General features: G+C 56.0%; 15 protein-coding genes. All 15 read left to right on the top strand.

From position 1 onward, the window contains the following. Positions 1 to 8 precede the first annotated feature (8 nt). Entirely contained in the window at positions 9 to 998 is a 990-nt protein-coding gene (locus YWK_RS0105130; protein ID WP_026963956.1) for a beta-ketoacyl-ACP synthase III, read from the top strand. A 46-nt stretch (positions 999 to 1,044) separates the two neighbouring features. After that, the gene (fabD, locus tag YWK_RS0105125) at positions 1,045 to 1,983 is read left to right on the top strand and encodes an ACP S-malonyltransferase (protein WP_035466144.1); all 939 of its coding nucleotides are present in this window, start codon (positions 1,045 to 1,047) and stop codon (positions 1,981 to 1,983) included. Between the two features lie 54 nt (positions 1,984 to 2,037). Further along, positions 2,038 to 2,775, top strand: coding sequence for a 3-oxoacyl-[acyl-carrier-protein] reductase (fabG, locus tag YWK_RS0105120; protein ID WP_035466143.1), 738 nt, complete (start codon positions 2,038 to 2,040; stop codon positions 2,773 to 2,775). A gap of 141 nt (positions 2,776 to 2,916) precedes the next feature. Beyond that, complete coding sequence (locus YWK_RS0105115; protein WP_026963953.1) at positions 2,917 to 3,150, top strand: acyl carrier protein; 234 nt, start codon at positions 2,917 to 2,919, stop codon at positions 3,148 to 3,150. A gap of 78 nt (positions 3,151 to 3,228) precedes the next feature. After that, positions 3,229 to 4,473: a beta-ketoacyl-ACP synthase II gene (gene fabF / locus YWK_RS0105110; protein ID WP_084453495.1), complete on the top strand. Its 1,245-nt coding sequence runs from the start codon at positions 3,229 to 3,231 to the stop codon at positions 4,471 to 4,473. Between the two features lie 121 nt (positions 4,474 to 4,594). Then, the gene (rnc, locus tag YWK_RS0105105; protein WP_026963951.1) at positions 4,595 to 5,320 is read left to right on the top strand and encodes a ribonuclease III; all 726 of its coding nucleotides are present in this window, start codon (positions 4,595 to 4,597) and stop codon (positions 5,318 to 5,320) included. After that, positions 5,301 to 8,876 (top strand): chromosome segregation protein SMC, encoded by a 3,576-nt coding sequence (gene smc / locus YWK_RS0105100; RefSeq protein WP_026963950.1) that lies wholly within the window; start codon positions 5,301 to 5,303, stop codon positions 8,874 to 8,876. Before rnc ends, smc begins: the two co-directional genes overlap by 20 nt. Positions 8,877 to 8,927: 51 nt before the next feature. Continuing rightward, on the top strand, positions 8,928 to 9,848 hold the full coding sequence (gene ftsY, locus YWK_RS0105095; protein ID WP_026963949.1) for a signal recognition particle-docking protein FtsY: 921 nt from the start codon (positions 8,928 to 8,930) through the stop codon (positions 9,846 to 9,848). 17 nt (positions 9,849 to 9,865) lie between these two features. Beyond that, positions 9,866 to 10,261: a YlxM family DNA-binding protein gene (gene ylxM, locus YWK_RS18440; protein WP_051375175.1), complete on the top strand. Its 396-nt coding sequence runs from the start codon at positions 9,866 to 9,868 to the stop codon at positions 10,259 to 10,261. After that, positions 10,227 to 11,693 carry a signal recognition particle protein gene (ffh, locus tag YWK_RS0105085; protein ID WP_084453494.1) on the top strand — a complete coding sequence of 489 codons (1,467 nt, stop codon included), beginning with the start codon at positions 10,227 to 10,229 and terminating at the stop codon, positions 11,691 to 11,693. Before ylxM ends, ffh begins: the two co-directional genes overlap by 35 nt. 17 nt (positions 11,694 to 11,710) lie before the next feature. After that, the gene (rpsP, locus tag YWK_RS0105080) at positions 11,711 to 11,983 is read left to right on the top strand and encodes a 30S ribosomal protein S16 (protein WP_026963947.1); all 273 of its coding nucleotides are present in this window, start codon (positions 11,711 to 11,713) and stop codon (positions 11,981 to 11,983) included. A 41-nt stretch (positions 11,984 to 12,024) separates the two neighbouring features. Further along, entirely contained in the window at positions 12,025 to 12,255 is a 231-nt protein-coding gene (locus tag YWK_RS0105075) for a KH domain-containing protein (protein WP_026963946.1), read from the top strand. Between the two features lie 68 nt (positions 12,256 to 12,323). After that, positions 12,324 to 12,743: a YlqD family protein gene (locus YWK_RS0105070; RefSeq protein WP_026963945.1), complete on the top strand. Its 420-nt coding sequence runs from the start codon at positions 12,324 to 12,326 to the stop codon at positions 12,741 to 12,743. Positions 12,744 to 12,842: 99 nt separating this feature from the next. Next, positions 12,843 to 13,379 (top strand): ribosome maturation factor RimM, encoded by a 537-nt coding sequence (gene rimM, locus YWK_RS0105065; RefSeq protein WP_245578513.1) that lies wholly within the window; start codon positions 12,843 to 12,845, stop codon positions 13,377 to 13,379. Positions 13,380 to 13,397: 18 nt separating this feature from the next. Continuing rightward, a complete protein-coding gene (gene trmD / locus YWK_RS18435) occupies positions 13,398 to 14,198 on the top strand; it encodes a tRNA (guanosine(37)-N1)-methyltransferase TrmD (protein WP_084453521.1) in 801 nt (266 codons plus the stop codon). Positions 14,199 to 14,675: the final 477 nt, after the last annotated feature.

Genomic DNA, 14,675 nt, shown 5'->3' with positions numbered 1-14,675 from the left:
ACGATAAAATGGCAGATCGAATTCGCGCAGGCATCCTCGGAACGGGATCGGCCCTGCCCAAACGGGTGTTGAGCAACGCTGATCTTGAAAAAATGGTGGACACGAGTGACGAATGGATTGTAACCAGAACAGGGATGCGCGAGCGGCGCATTGCAGAACCAGGGGAAGCCACGTCGGACTATGCGACCGTGGCCGCTGAACGGGCGCTGGCAAGCGCAGGGGTTGCGGCGGAAGACGTCGACCTCATCATCTGCGCGACCGTGACTCCGGACATGATGTTCCCAGCCACAGCGTGCATTGTCCAGGACCGCATCGGAGCCAAAAAGGCGGGGGCGTTTGATCTGTCCGCGGCCTGCACAGGCTTCTTGTACGCGCTCGCCAACGCCATCGGACTGATAGAGTCGGGACGAATTAAGTACGCGGTGGTGATGGCAGGAGACCTGTTGTCTAGGATTACAGACTACACCGACCGCAGTACGTGCGTCCTGTTTGGCGACGGTGCGGGAGCCGTGGTGCTGGGTCCAGTGGAAGGGGACCGCGGCTTCTATTCGTTTGACCTGGGTTCTGACGGCAGTGGAGCGAAGTATCTGTACCAACCTGCGGGCGGATCCCGCATTCCTGCATCTGAGGAGTCTGTTGCAAAAAGACTGCACTTCCTTCACATGGAAGGGCGGGAGACGTTCAAATTCGCCGTGAAAGCCATGGCGAGTTCTACAGAAAAGGTACTGCAAGAAGCAGGCTTCACCCGGGAAGACATCGATCTGCTCGTTCCGCATCAGGCGAACATCCGGATCATCGATGCCGCGCGCAAGCGCTTCGGTCTCGAGGAGGAGAAAGTGGTGGTGACCGTACACAAATACGGAAACACATCGGCTTCTTCGATTCCGATTGCGCTGGATGAAGCGGTGCGTGAAGGGCGTGCAAAGCCAGGAGACCTGGTGGTTATGGTCGGCTTTGGCGGCGGCCTGACGTGGGGCTCCACTGTCGTCCGTCTGTAAAGTGGAAGTCCGACAAACCGGGTGTACACAGGTAGGAGGAATTGCGTTGAAAACGGCTTTTGTATTTCCGGGGCAAGGCGCCCAGTACGTGGGGATGGGCAAAGACTTAATAGACAAATACGAAGTGGCCCGCCGCACGTTTGAGGAGGCGGATGCTGCCCTCGGTTTTTCACTGAGTCACATCATCTTGGACGGGCCGGAGTCGGACTTGAAGTTGACGTACCACACGCAGCCCGCACTGCTCACTGTGAGCATCGCCGCGTATCGCGTGTTTGCGGAGCAGTCGTCCGTCACACCCGTCTGCGTGGCCGGGCACAGCTTGGGCGAATACACGGCGCTGGTGGCTGCTGGTGTGTTGGACTTTGCGGACGCCGTTCGGTTGGTTCACTGGCGCGGTAAGTGGATGGACGAGGCCGTTCCCGCGGGGGTCGGCGCCATGTCAGCCGTGCTCGGTATGGACGCTCGTTCGCTGGAACAGGTGTGTGAAGACGCGTCGGATGGCTCGGAAGTCGTGGAATTGGCCAATTTGAATTGTCCTGGCCAGATTGTGATCTCAGGCACGCGCGCGGCTGTGGAGCGTGCGGGCGCCCTGGCGAAAGAGCGAGGAGCGAAGCGTGCGATTCCGCTCGAGGTGAGTGGTCCGTTCCACTGCAGTTTGATGAAACCCGCAGCGGAAAAGCTCGCCCGTGCGTTGGCGGAGACCGCGTTTCACGAGAGTGCGATTCCGGTGGTAGCCAACGTGGACGGGGTGGCGCGCACGCAAACAGACGAAATTCGCCGCGCGCTGGAAGCGCAGCTCTACTCTTCCGTTCGCTGGGAAGATGATGTGCGTACCATGCTGGGGCTTGGCGTGGAAACGTTCGTCGAATTTGGCCCAGGTACCGTGCTGTCCGGGCTGATTCGGAAGATTGCGAAAGGAATTCCAACCTTGCACGTAGAAAATGATGCTTCGCTGCAAGAAACCTTGCAGGCGCTTCACGGATAAGCTTCACGGATCAGTTGAACACATCATACGAAGAGTCTGCAAGGAGGGAAGACCGTGACAGGACGAGTTTCCATTATAACGGGTGCGTCGCGCGGCATTGGTCGGGCCATCGCAGTCGAGCTCGGTAAGGGCGGCGGCCAAGTGGTTGTCAACTACGTCGGGCGGGTTGATGACGCGCGTGAGACGGCGCGCCTCGTCGAACAGGCCGGTGGCCGAGCCATTGTTGAACAAGCGGACGTCAGCCTGGCAGAAGATGCCGACAGGTTGGTAGAATCGGCACTAGCGGCGTTTGGCCGCCTCGACGTGGTCGTGAACAACGCCGGCATCACCCGAGACACGCTCATTTTGCGCATGAAGGACGAAGACTGGGACGCTGTGATGAACACCAACCTCAAAGGGGCGTTCCACCTCATCCGATCCGCCGCGCGCCCGATGATGAAGCAGCGGCGTGGTCGAATCATCAACATTGCATCGGTGGTGGGGATTGTCGGCAATGCGGGCCAGGCCAACTACGTCTCAGCGAAGGCCGGACTGATTGGATTGACGAAGACGGCTGCACGAGAATTGGCCGGTCGTGGCATTACAGTCAACGCAGTTGCGCCGGGATTTATCGAAACAGACATGACGGCGGAATTGCAAAGCGATGTAGTGGCCAAAATGGTAGAGCAGATTCCGCTGGGCCACGTCGGCAAGCCGGAAGACGTCGCAAAAGCTGTCGACTTTCTTGCATCGGATAAGGCGGCCTACATCACTGGCCAAGTTTTGAATGTCGACGGCGGCATGGTCATGTAGTATACTCTTGTCCAGAGGCTTGCCGTTTTGCCATCATCGCCTGTTGCCGCGGGACACTGTGGACTGGGATTGAAGTCTGTGCCCAGCGACCCGGCTGATGTTGCGGATGCGGCTTGGCCTGTGTATTGAGGAGGTGGGAACGTGTCTGATACGTTCAATCGTGTAAAGAACATTATCGTAGACCGGCTCGATGTAGAAGAGTCGAAGGTGACGTTGGAGTCAACCTTCAAAGACGACCTCGGAGCGGATTCCCTCGATGTGGTCGAGTTGATTATGGAGCTGGAAGACGAATTTGATCTCGAAATATCCGACGAGGATGCCGAGAAGATTCGTACGGTTGGAGATGTGGTTACATATATCGAGCAACACCAGTAAGCAGTACCAGCTTCCACACTAAGCAACAGAGTCCCGCGCAGTTGCCGGGGCTTTCTGTTATGTAGCGGGGGTGACGGCGTGAAACGAGTGGTTATTACAGGAATGGGTGTTGTGTCACCCATCGGCAATGACGTTTCCACGTTTTGGGACCGCCTGATTGCTGGCCAGTCTGGTATATCGCGCATTGAATCCATGGACGTCTCGGAGTATCCTTGTCAGATTGCCGGAGAGGTAAAGGATTTTAATCCGGAACAGTACATGGATAAAAAGGAAGCACGCCGATTCGACCGTTTCACGCAGTTTGCAGTGGCGGCTTCCGTACAGGCTATGCAGGATGCAGCGCTTCACATCACAGATGAGAACGCGGAACGCTGCGGTGTCTACATCGGGTCCGGGATTGGCGGTATCCACACGTTACTGGACAACTATAAGTTGTTGCTGGACAGAGGCCCGAAGCGGGTCAGTCCGTTTGTCGTACCGACCATGATTGCCAACATGGCATCCGGTCAAATTTCCATCATGTTTGGTTTGAGGGGTCCGAACAGTTCGCCCATCTCCGCGTGTGCAACGGGCACCAATGCGATAGGCGACGCGTACAAAATGATTCAACGCGGCGCTGCGGACGTGATGCTGGCTGGCGGCGCTGAGGCGGCGATTGTCGACTTGGCTTTGGCCGGATTCGGCAACGCGAAGGCGTTGTCTACCCGCAACGATGATCCGCAGCGGGCGAGCCGGCCGTTTGACATGGATCGCGATGGCTTTGTCATGGCTGAAGGCGCCGGGGTGGTCGTCCTCGAATCCCTTGAGCATGCAGAGGCGCGAGGGGCCAACATTTACGCGGAGATCATCGGCTACGGCATGTCTGGTGACGCGTACCATATCACAGCCCCGGAACCGGAAGGGCGCGGTGCGTACCAGGCGATGCGCGACGCGCTGAGTGACGCTGGCATTCAGCCGGAAGATGTGGGTTACATCAACGCACATGGGACGTCCACGGATATGGGGGACAAGTTGGAGACGCTCGCCATCAAGAAGACTTTTGGAGATCACGCGTACAAGTTGGCTGTCAGTTCCATCAAGTCGATGACGGGGCACATGCTGGGCGCCGCTGGTGCTGTGGAAGCGATAGCGACGGTTCTGACGCTGCGCGAAGGCATCTTGCCGCCGACCATCAACTACGAGACACCGGACCCAGAGTGCGACCTGGATTATGTGCCGAACCAGGCTCGCAAACAGGACGTGGAGATTGCGATATCCAACTCGTTCGGCTTTGGTGGGCACAATGCAGTCATCGTTTTGAAGAGGTTTTCAGCCATGTCGTAATCGTGGTCAGTACCCCCGACCCGGGTCGGGGGTGTTTTGTTCTAGCGATTCCGCTTGAAACATACGTTGCTGTACACGCTTGTCAATACAAGGACAGATATTATCAAGGGGTTTTGCCGAAATGGCGGGGACAAAATGGGATGAGTTGTTGTCTGCGCTGGGAATTCAGTTTGAATCTCAAGCATTGCTCAAGCAAGCTTTTACGCATGCATCCTACCGCAATGAACACCGTAGACCACAATTGAAAGACAATGAACGCCTGGAATTTCTCGGTGACGCCGTATTGGAACTGGTTGTCAGTGATTACTTGTACCGAACGAAATCAACCCTGCCTGAGGGGGAACTGACCCGGTTGCGAGCATCCATTGTTTGTGAGCCCAGTCTGGTGCACTTCGCTCGTCGACTGCATTTTGATCAGTTCATCCGTTTGGGACGGGGTGAAGAACGGTCTGGTGGGCGAAATCGCCCCGCGCTTCTCGCCGACGTATTCGAGGCGTTCATCGGTGCGTTGTACCTGGATCAAGGACTCGAGGCGGTTCAATCCTTTATGGCAGTACACTTTTTTCCGTATCTGCAGGAGTACGCTGCGAGCTTGGACTACAAGACGTCGCTCCAGGAGTGGGTTCAGCAGAACGGCGGAGGAAAGGAGCTGCGGTACGTGATTGTCGAAGAACGCGGCCCAGCCCACGCGCGCGAGTTTGTCGTTGAGGTGTGGATTGGCTCGGACATGATGGGACAGGGTGTCGGTCGGTCCAAGAAGGAAGCCGAGCAAAAGGCCGCGCGCGAAGCACTGGGTAAACTCGGAGAAGCGCCAGGGGGCTTAGCAGGTGTTTCTGAAAAAGATTGACGTCGTCGGGTTTAAATCGTTTGCGGACAAGACGAGCATCGAGTTTTCACCTGGCATTACTGCCGTCGTTGGGCCCAACGGGAGTGGCAAAAGCAACATTGCGGACGCCATTCGCTGGGTCCTCGGTGAGCAAAGTGCGCGCAATTTACGTGGCAGCAAGATGGAGGACGTGATTTTTGCTGGGAGTGACAGCCGTCGTCCGACCAATTTCTGTGAGGTATCACTGACGTTGGACAACTCGGACGGGCACCTCCCGGTGCAGTTCGCCGAAGTGGTCATTACCCGGCGTGTGTATCGGTCTGGAGAGAGCGAGTACTTACTGAATAAGCAGTCCTGCCGCTTGAAGGACATTCTCGAGCTGTTCATGGACTCTGGTATGGGCCGTGAGTCTTATTCCATTATTGGACAAGGGCGCATTGAAGAAATGCTGTCCACTCGTCCAGAAGACCGACGCGGTCCCTTCGAAGACGCCGCCGGCATTGTCAAGTACAAGTTCCGGCGGCGCGAGGCGGAACGGAAGTTGGCGGAGACGGCTGCGAACATCGTGCGCGTGGATGACATCCTATCTGAACTTGAGCGCCAGGCCGGGCCGCTCGAAAAAGAAGCAGAACGCGCGGAACAATACAGGCAGTACGAGCAGGAATTGACCGCCCTGGATATTTCGTTGCTGGTGCGCGATATTGAATTGCTACAAGAGCGGTGGAAGGACGTCACTGCGAACGTCGACCAAGCAGCGCGCCAGAGACAACTCGCCAGTGATGCGCTGAAGCAATCGGACCTGCGACTGCAGCAGGTCAAAGCTGCATTTGATGCGAAGAGCACGGAAGTGGAGGCCGTTCAGAAACAGCTTTTAGAAGCTGTGGAAGGCCGACAGCGGGCGGAAGGCAACTTGGAACTGGCGAGGGAACGGGCGAAGAACGCAGAGCAAAGCGTTGCCGACCGGGAGCGACAACGCGCCCAGATGTCGGAAGACAAGCAGGCCTTGGAGGCGCAGGTGTGCGCGCTGATGGAGCGCAAGAGCCGCGTGGAAGCGGAGCTTCAAATCAAGACGGCTGAGTTGGAAGCTGCGGCACACGCTGTGGATCCTTCGGAACGCCAACGATTAGAGCGCGAGATTGAACAACTGAACGCAGATCTCATCGAATATCATCACAAAGCTGCTGCCTTGCGCAACGAACTGAAGATGTCGGAGGAGTCGATGTCCCAGGAAGGCCGAAAAAAGGCACGGTTGGATGAGGATAGACAGCGGTGGGAAGAAGAGCTGCAAAAGCACCAGGCGCTGCGGAAGCGTCTTCACGAAGAAGGAAATCAGGTAATGGAAGCGCTGCAGCGGAATGCGGCGGAGCTGGATGGAACGTCTCACTCGCTGCGCGAGCGCGCTCAGGAAGAAGCGTCTATCGTCACAAAAATACACCAGGCCAAGTCGCTGGTGGCCTCCCTGCAGTCCAAGTTCGATCTCTTGCGGGAACTGGAAGAAGGCTACGATGGGTATGCCCTCGGTGTCAAAACGGTGCTGCAAAACGCGGCTAAGGGACGGTTGCAGGGGGTGCACGGGCCGCTCGCCTCACTGATACAAGTACCCAAACAGTACGAAACGGCCATTGAAACTGCGCTTGGCGGTACTGTGCAAAATATAGTAGTCAGCACAGAAGCAGATGCAAGAGCTGCCATTGAGATGTTGAAGAAGCGACAGGCCGGGCGGGCGACGTTTATGCCGCTGTCGGTCATTCGCGGACGGTCCATCGCCGCGGGCGAACTCGCCAAGCTCACTGGCGTAGAGGGCTATGTTGGAGTCGCTAGCGATTTGGTGCGGTGCGCCCCAGAGTACACAGAAGTGGTACGACATTTGCTTGGCAACGTACTGGTTGCGCAAAAGCTCATCCATGCCAACGAGATTGCGCGAAAATTGGAGTATCGGGTGCGCATTGTCACGTTGGAAGGCGACGTCGTCAGCCCGGGTGGTGTGATGTCCGGCGGTAGCCACGTGCGCAAGGGCCCCGGTCTTTTGGGAAGATCTCGAGAAAAGAACGATGTGGAACGCCAAATTCGTGAGGCAGAGCAGGCGGTCGCGGACTGGGAAGCAAAGCAGGCCGCGCTGCGCGCCGAAATGACGTCTTTACAAGAGCGCCAAAAGCGTCTTCTCGAGGAAAACGAGAATCTGAAAAAGACGTTGAACGCGTTGGAGACGCAAAGCCGCGAAGCGGCAGCGAATGAGCAGAACGCAGCGGACCGATTGCAGAACGTCATGTGGGAATTCGAGCAACTGAACAGTGGGCAACAGGTGTGGCAGGAGCGCCTTGAGCAGGCACGGCGGCAGCTGCAGGAGACGGAGTCGGAATTGACTCGGATTGAGCAGGCGTTGGCTCAGAAACGCCGTGAGTTGCAGGAACGTGAGAAAGTGGTGGAAAGCGCACAGGAATCACTGACCGCGCTGCGCGTGGAAGTGGCGACGCTCACGCAGGAGTCGGATGTGTTGCAGGGGCAGTTGCGTGAACTTGCGGATCGGAGTCGGCGAATCGCGACCAGAGAAAGTCAGCTGGTCGACGAGATCAGGGAGTTCTCGACCACGCAGTCGGCGTGTCTGCAGGAAATTGCGGATACAGAGCAGCGGCTTCAGGAACTCACGAATGTCGTCCGCGACCTAGAAGCTCGGTTGGCTGTGATTCGGCAGGAACGACAGTACATGGAAGCGAGTGTCGCGGAAGCCGAAAAGGCGTATCGGGCGCAGCAACAAGCTGTCACTTCCGCAGACGAGCAGTTGCATCGAGCGGAAGTGCTCGCAGAGCGCATCGACATGGAACTGAACCACGCTTTGCGAAAGATGGGCGACAATTACCATATGACGTACGAATGGGCCAAAGAGCATTATCCACCCGTGGAGAATGCAGAGGAATCCAAACGGATGGCGGACAGCTTGCGGCGGAAGATGGCCGCGCTCGGTGAAGTGCAGTTGAGCGCCATTGACGAGTGGAAACGCCTGTCCGAACGCATTCAATTTTTGGAGCGGGAACGCACAGACCTGGAAGAAGCGCGCAATCACCTCGAGTCGGTGATTGAGGAGATTGACGAGGAAATGTCGAAGCGCTTTGCGCAGACTTTCGAACAGATTCGCACGGAATTTCAGGTCTCGTTCCGTCAACTGTTTGGCGGCGGCCGCGCGGATTTGACGCTCACGAATCCGGAGGACTTGCTGAGCACGGGCATTGATGTCATTGCACAGCCCCCCGGAAAGAAACTGCAGAACCTGAACTTGTTGTCCGGTGGCGAGCGTGCACTCACTGCAATGGCCCTGCTCTTTGCCATCCTCAAAGTGCGACCCGTTCCGTTCTGTGTGCTGGACGAAGTAGAGGCTGCTTTGGATGAAGCCAACGTGAGCCGGTTTGCACAACAACTCCGTCGATTTTCGACGGACACGCAGTTCATCGTCATCACGCACAGACGTGGCACGATGGAAGAGGCGGACGCATTGTACGGCGTGACGATGCAGGAATCAGGGATTTCGACGTTGATTGGCGTGCGCCTTGCCGACGTGGATGTAGAGACGGAGCCGGCGTGACGTCCATGCACGCCGAAGGCGCTTAGATTCATTGAAGGTGGTGGATGCTGAGTGGGGTTGTTGGACAAATTCCGAAGGGGTTTGGAGAAAAGTAGGGAAGCCGTGTTCGGACGGCTCGGGCGGCTTTTCCAGGGACGGAAACTGGACGAATCGGTCTACGAGGACATGGAAGAAATTCTGATTTCCGCCGACATTGGGGTGGACACCTCACTGTGGCTGATAGAACGAGTCCGCAAACTGGCGAAAGAACAGCGTGTCACAGACGCTGAAGCGCTGCCGCCGTTGCTGCAGCAAGCGATGGAAGAGGCGCTGGCGGACTGCGACACATCGATGCGCATCGCTTCGGAAGGACCTACCTTGTACTTGTTCGTTGGTGTCAACGGCGTCGGCAAGACAACGACCATTGGCAAGCTGGCACACCGTTACCTGCAAGAAGGCAAGAAGGTCATCATGGCTGCCGGCGACACATTCCGCGCGGCCGCTATCGAGCAGCTGGTGGAATGGGGAAATCGCGTGGGATGCGACGTGGTGCGCCACACGCAAGGGTCAGATCCAGCGGCGGTCGTGTATGACGCCATTGTGGCCGCGAAGTCTCGGGGGATTGACATTATTCTTTGCGACACCGCGGGAAGGCTTCACAACAAGGCAAATCTCATGGCTGAATTGGCTAAGATCCGAAAGGTCGTGGCCCGCGAGATGCCTGATGCACCCCACGAAGTTTTACTCGTTGTTGACGGAACGACGGGTCAAAACGCGGTACACCAGGCGGAGGCGTTCAAAGAAGTCGTGCAGGTGACGGGGTTGGTCGTCACGAAGCTCGACGGCACGGCGAAAGGAGGCGTCCTGTTGCCGATTGTGCGCGAACACGGAATTCCCGTGAAATGGGTTGGCCTGGGCGAAGGCATGGACGACCTGGAACCTTTCTCTGCGTCGTCGTATGCACAAGCTGTCTGTCGCCCTGACGGTGTGTAAAGGAGTGGCGCTTGACAGTGACACGTGAGACCCGTATGATAGATAAGGTCACGAAAGTAGTCAACCTCTATGACTTGTACGGCACACTGCTGACACAGCGGCAGCGCGAACTCGTGGAGATGTACTATTTCGACGATTGGTCGCTGGCGGAGATTGCCGAGAACCTGGGCGTCAGCCGCCAGGCTGTTCACGACAATCTGCGGCGTGCAGAGGAGCAGTTGGACAGTTACGAGCGCGCACTTGGACTTCTGGAGAGTCAGGCAGCGTACGCCGCCAACGCACGTGAAGTGCTGGCACTGTGGCAGTCGCTTCGGGATTGGGTGCCCGAACCATCCCGCGGTCAGTTTGAAGCCGCCTTGGAACGGCTGACCAACGTGGATGGGGCTGGTGAAAGGGGAGACGACCGTGCTTGAAGGACTGTCCAGCAGTTTACAGAAGGCGTTAAGCAAGCTGAGGGCAAAAGGTAAACTGACAGAAGACGACGTTCAAACTGCGATGCGGGAAGTCCGCCTCGCTTTGCTAGCGGCAGACGTTAACGTCAAGGTTGTCAAGCAGTTCGTGGACAAGGTCAGGGAGCGAGCCGTTGGCCAGGAGGTCCAGAAAAGTCTGACGCCCGGTCAACAAGTCGTCAAGATTGTCTATGAGGAACTGACAGACTTGATGGGTGGCACTGAAGAGCGCATCCGGATGGCGGCGAAACCGCCGACTGTGGTGATGCTCGCGGGTCTTCAGGGTGCTGGTAAGACGACGGCTGCCGCAAAGTTGGCGCTGTCGTTTCGAAAGCACCAGCACAGGCCCTTGTTGGTGGCGGCCGACGTGTACCGCCCTGCCGCCATTCAGCAGCTACAAGTGCTGGGGCGGCAAATCGATATTCCTGTCTTTGATTTGGGCACGGAAGTGGATCCGGTAGAGATTGCTCGGCAAGGTCGAGAGGAAGCCATCCGCCAAGGAGCAGACGTACTGATTATTGACACGGCGGGGCGCCTGCATGTCGATGAGCGACTGATGGATGAACTGAGTCGCATCAAAGCTGAGGTTCCACCCGACGAAATTTTGTTGGTCGTGGACGCCATGACCGGTCAGGACGCGGTACACGTAGCTGAAACCTTCCATCAACGCCTGTCCATTACCGGTGTCATTCTGACCAAGATGGATGGGGACACTCGCGGTGGTGCGGCGTTGACGGTTCGAGCGGTGACCGGGTGTCCGATTAAATTTGTGAGCCTCGGGGAAAAGATTGAACCACTAGAGGTGTTTCATCCCGACCGCTTGGCTTCGCGCATTCTCGGCATGGGCGATGTGCTCAGTCTGATTGAAAAGGCGCAAGAAAACTTCGACCTGGAAAAGGCGAAGGAAATGGAGCAGAAGCTCCGGACCGCTCAGTTCACGTTGGACGACTTTCGCGAGCAACTGCGTCAGGTGAGAAATCTCGGGCCTCTGGATCAAATCCTGAAGATGCTTCCCGGCATCGGCAAGCTCAAGGGACTGGAAAACATCCAGGTGGACGAAAAGAAATTTCTACACATCGACGCCATCATTTCTTCTATGACCAAAGAAGAGCGTGCGAATCCCAGTTTGATGAACGCAAGTCGGAGACGGCGGGTGGCGCTCGGCAGTGGTCTCACTGTCCGAGAGGTGAACCAGGTGCTCAATCAGTTTGAACAGGTACAACAGCTGATGAAGCGCTTCGCAGGTGGCGGCAAGAAAATGGGTCGCCGAAACGCACTGAACGCTCTCAAATCGCTGGGCAACCTGGGAGATCTTCCGGGTGGCATGAACGTGCCCTCTCTCGGCGGCGCTGGATCACAACAGAAGCGCCAGCATCGAAAAAAGAAAAAACACTAACTTTGGAGGTGCCAATCATGGCAGTAAAAATTCGTTTGAAGCGCATGGGTGCAAAGAAAGCTCCGTTCTACCGCGTGGTTGTTGCTGAATCTCGTTCTCCACGCGATGGTCGGTTCATTGAGGAGATTGGTACGTACAATCCGTTGACGGATCCCGCGCAGATTTCCATCGACGAAGAAAAGGCATTGCGTTGGCTGGGAACAGGTGCACAGCCATCCGATACGGTTCGCTATTTGTTCCGTCAGGCAGGAATTCTGAAGAAGTTCCACGAATCGAAACTGCAAAAGTAATCAGGCTTCGACGGTAGGCACGGGGAAGCGGGAGGACGCGTATGAAGGAACTGGTGGAGTTTTTGGCCAAGTCCCTGGTTGAGCATCCAGAAGCTGTGACTGTCAAGGAAGAGCAGCGCGGAGATACTACAGTGTACCGACTGACGGTTGCGCCTTCTGATACGGGTAAAGTGATTGGGCGGCAAGGGCGGATTGCAAAGTCCATCCGCAATGTCGTGAGTGCAGCTGCATATCGCCAAAAGAAGCATGTCGTCGTCGATATCGACTCGTAGATCTTCTCTGTCAAAGGCAGCTTTTGTGCTCTGCGTCCCGTGGACGCGTGCCAAAAGGAGGAATTCCGGTGCTAACGATTCGTCAACCTGTGGCTGTGAAGTTCATCTTGACGGAAACAACCAAGCAACAAATTTTGGCTGAGCAGCGTCGACAAGTAGACCGTTTGACTGCAGAAATTGAGCAAATTGAGCAGCAGGGAGCGGCTATGCTGGAACAAGCGATGGCACAAGGTGGTGCCCAGGCGCAAGAACTCCGGGAGCGGTTGGAGCAGGAGAAGAACAACCGCATTCAGCAACGTGAGCAGGTCATCCAGCAGATCCAGCAAATTCAGCAAATGGAACTCGGCACCGAAGTCCCGAACATGAACGTTGAAACGACAGTTGATGTACACGTCGGCGACGACTGGTCGAAAATATTACGTGGTGCAGAAATCATCATCAAGGACGGTATCGTCCATGAAATTCGTCGCGGTGGCGAGCCGGTGTAGTATTGGCTTTCATGCGACAACCTTGATAACCAAACGGGGTCACTACATCCATTGTGCGATGTGTTGACCCCTTTGTCTTGGAAAAGGTGAGGTGAGATGGTGGCGACCGAGTATTTTACAGTGGGCATTGTCGTCGGAACACATGGAATCCGCGGGGAAGTCAAAGTGTTGTCGAAGACCGACTTTCCGAAGCAGCGGTTCGGCCCCAAGTCGAAACTGTGGCTGCGGAGAGAAGGGGAGCAGCCTGTTTTACAAGTTCAAGTTCGATCCGCTCGACCCCATAAAAATGTGTGGCTGGTCTCGTTTGAGGGGTATTCAAACATTAATCAAGTGGAATCCTGGCGCGGGATGCAATTGTGTGTCCCTGAAGACGAATTAATGCCTCTTCCGGAGGGGACGTATTATATTCATCAATTGGTGGGTCTCGAAGTGTACACGGATGATCAGAGGTACGTTGGCAAGCTCGTCGAGGTACTGATCCCTGGTGCAAATGATGTGTACGTCGTACGAGGCCCGCTGCAAGAAAAAGATGTCTTGATTCCAGCCATTGCAGACGTCGTGCAGGAAGTGGACCTAGACGCAGGCCGGATGATAGTGCACTTGTTGCCTGGCATGTTAGAGGAAGACGAGGAGTAGAACCTTATGGCGCCATGCCTGGAGATTATTGTATTGACCCTGTTCCCGGAGATGTTCACAGGGATACTGAACGAAAGCATCTTAAAGCGAGCGATTGCGGATGGTCAACTGTCCGTCCGCCTTGTGAACTTTCGTGACTTCGCGAATGACAAGCATAAAACGGTAGACGACTATCCGTTCGGTGGAGGCGCTGGCATGCTTCTGAAGCCTGCACCGCTCTTCGAAGCCATTAGACACATTCAATCAGAATCCAGCGGGCCGGCCGGGCGTGTGGTTCTGATGACGCCACAGGGGAAGCCCTTTACACAGAAACTGGCGCAGGACTTCGCACAGGAATCGAGGCTTGTCCTGGTGTGTGGACATTATGAGGGGTTTGACGAGCGGGTGCGGCAAGAATTGGTGACAGACGAGGTGTCCATCGGAGACTTTGTCCTTACGGGAGGAGAAATCCCGGCGATGGCGGTGATTGATGCTGTCGCTCGCCTGTTGCCCGGAGTGCTTGGCAATGAGGAATCCGCCGAGGATGATTCGTACACTTCGGGGTTACTGGAGTACCCTCAGTACACTAGACCTGCGGTATACGAAGGACTCGCCGTTCCAGACGTATTGCTATCTGGGAACCACAAACGCATCGCTGAGTGGAGACATGTTCATGCTTTGTATCGCACGTGGGTTCGCAGGCCGGACTTGTTGCGTACATACGCCATGAGTGAGAAAGACAAAGAGTACATCTCTCGGTGGGAGCGCGGGGACTTTAAAGACATCGACGTGTTCGACCGATATCACGAACTGAAACGAGTGTCGGATCCAATCGACTGAACGCGGGGAGCGCCCAATGGCACCTGCCACACTGTATCCCGTTGTGGTGCCATTGGGCCTGAGTTATCGTATGGGAATCGTGTCAGGATGGTTCTCAAGTTTTTATGGAAACAACTGTAACGCATAAAATGTCGAATGACGCTTGATCTCATTTATATGCCGTGATATATTATTCGACGTCGCCGCTGCGGCGACGATGAAAAATGAAGCAACAAACCGCGTCACATCAGCGTTTCTGAAGTCGACAGCGACCATCGTTCTCCAAGGGAGATTCGTGATATATTGGTCGATGTCGCTTAGACAACGAGTGAAGCGGTCGGACAGCAAAACCAAACGTTTCCGCTTTACTTGAATGAGTGGAATGTGGTAACATAGTTGGGCTGTCTCGGGGCGGAGACTCCGGTCAAAGCTCCAACACAGAGTGGTTCCTTGAAAACTAAACACGCGCAGAGAGTGATTCAAAACACGCAAGTGTTT

It is taken from the genome of Alicyclobacillus pomorum DSM 14955 (assembly GCF_000472905.1).
Taxonomy (GTDB): Bacteria; Bacillota; Bacilli; order Alicyclobacillales; family Alicyclobacillaceae; genus Alicyclobacillus_A; species Alicyclobacillus_A pomorum.
The sequence above is the reverse complement of the archived record's forward strand: the minus strand, read 5'-3'. Positions and strand labels throughout refer to the sequence as shown.

Bases quoted from the DNA above. Each gene is read 5' to 3' on its own strand.
- rnc (WP_026963951.1), top strand. From the start codon at position 4,595: ATGGCGGGGACAAAATGGGATGAGTTGTTGTCTGCGCTGGGAATTCAG.
- YWK_RS0105075 (WP_026963946.1), top strand. From the start codon at position 12,025: ATGAAGGAACTGGTGGAGTTTTTGGCCAAGTCCCTGGTTGAGCATCCA.
- rpsP (WP_026963947.1), top strand. From the start codon at position 11,711: ATGGCAGTAAAAATTCGTTTGAAGCGCATGGGTGCAAAGAAAGCTCCG.
- ffh (WP_084453494.1), top strand. From the start codon at position 10,227: ATGGGGCTGGTGAAAGGGGAGACGACCGTGCTTGAAGGACTGTCCAGC.
- YWK_RS0105130 (WP_026963956.1), top strand. From the start codon at position 9: ATGGCAGATCGAATTCGCGCAGGCATCCTCGGAACGGGATCGGCCCTG.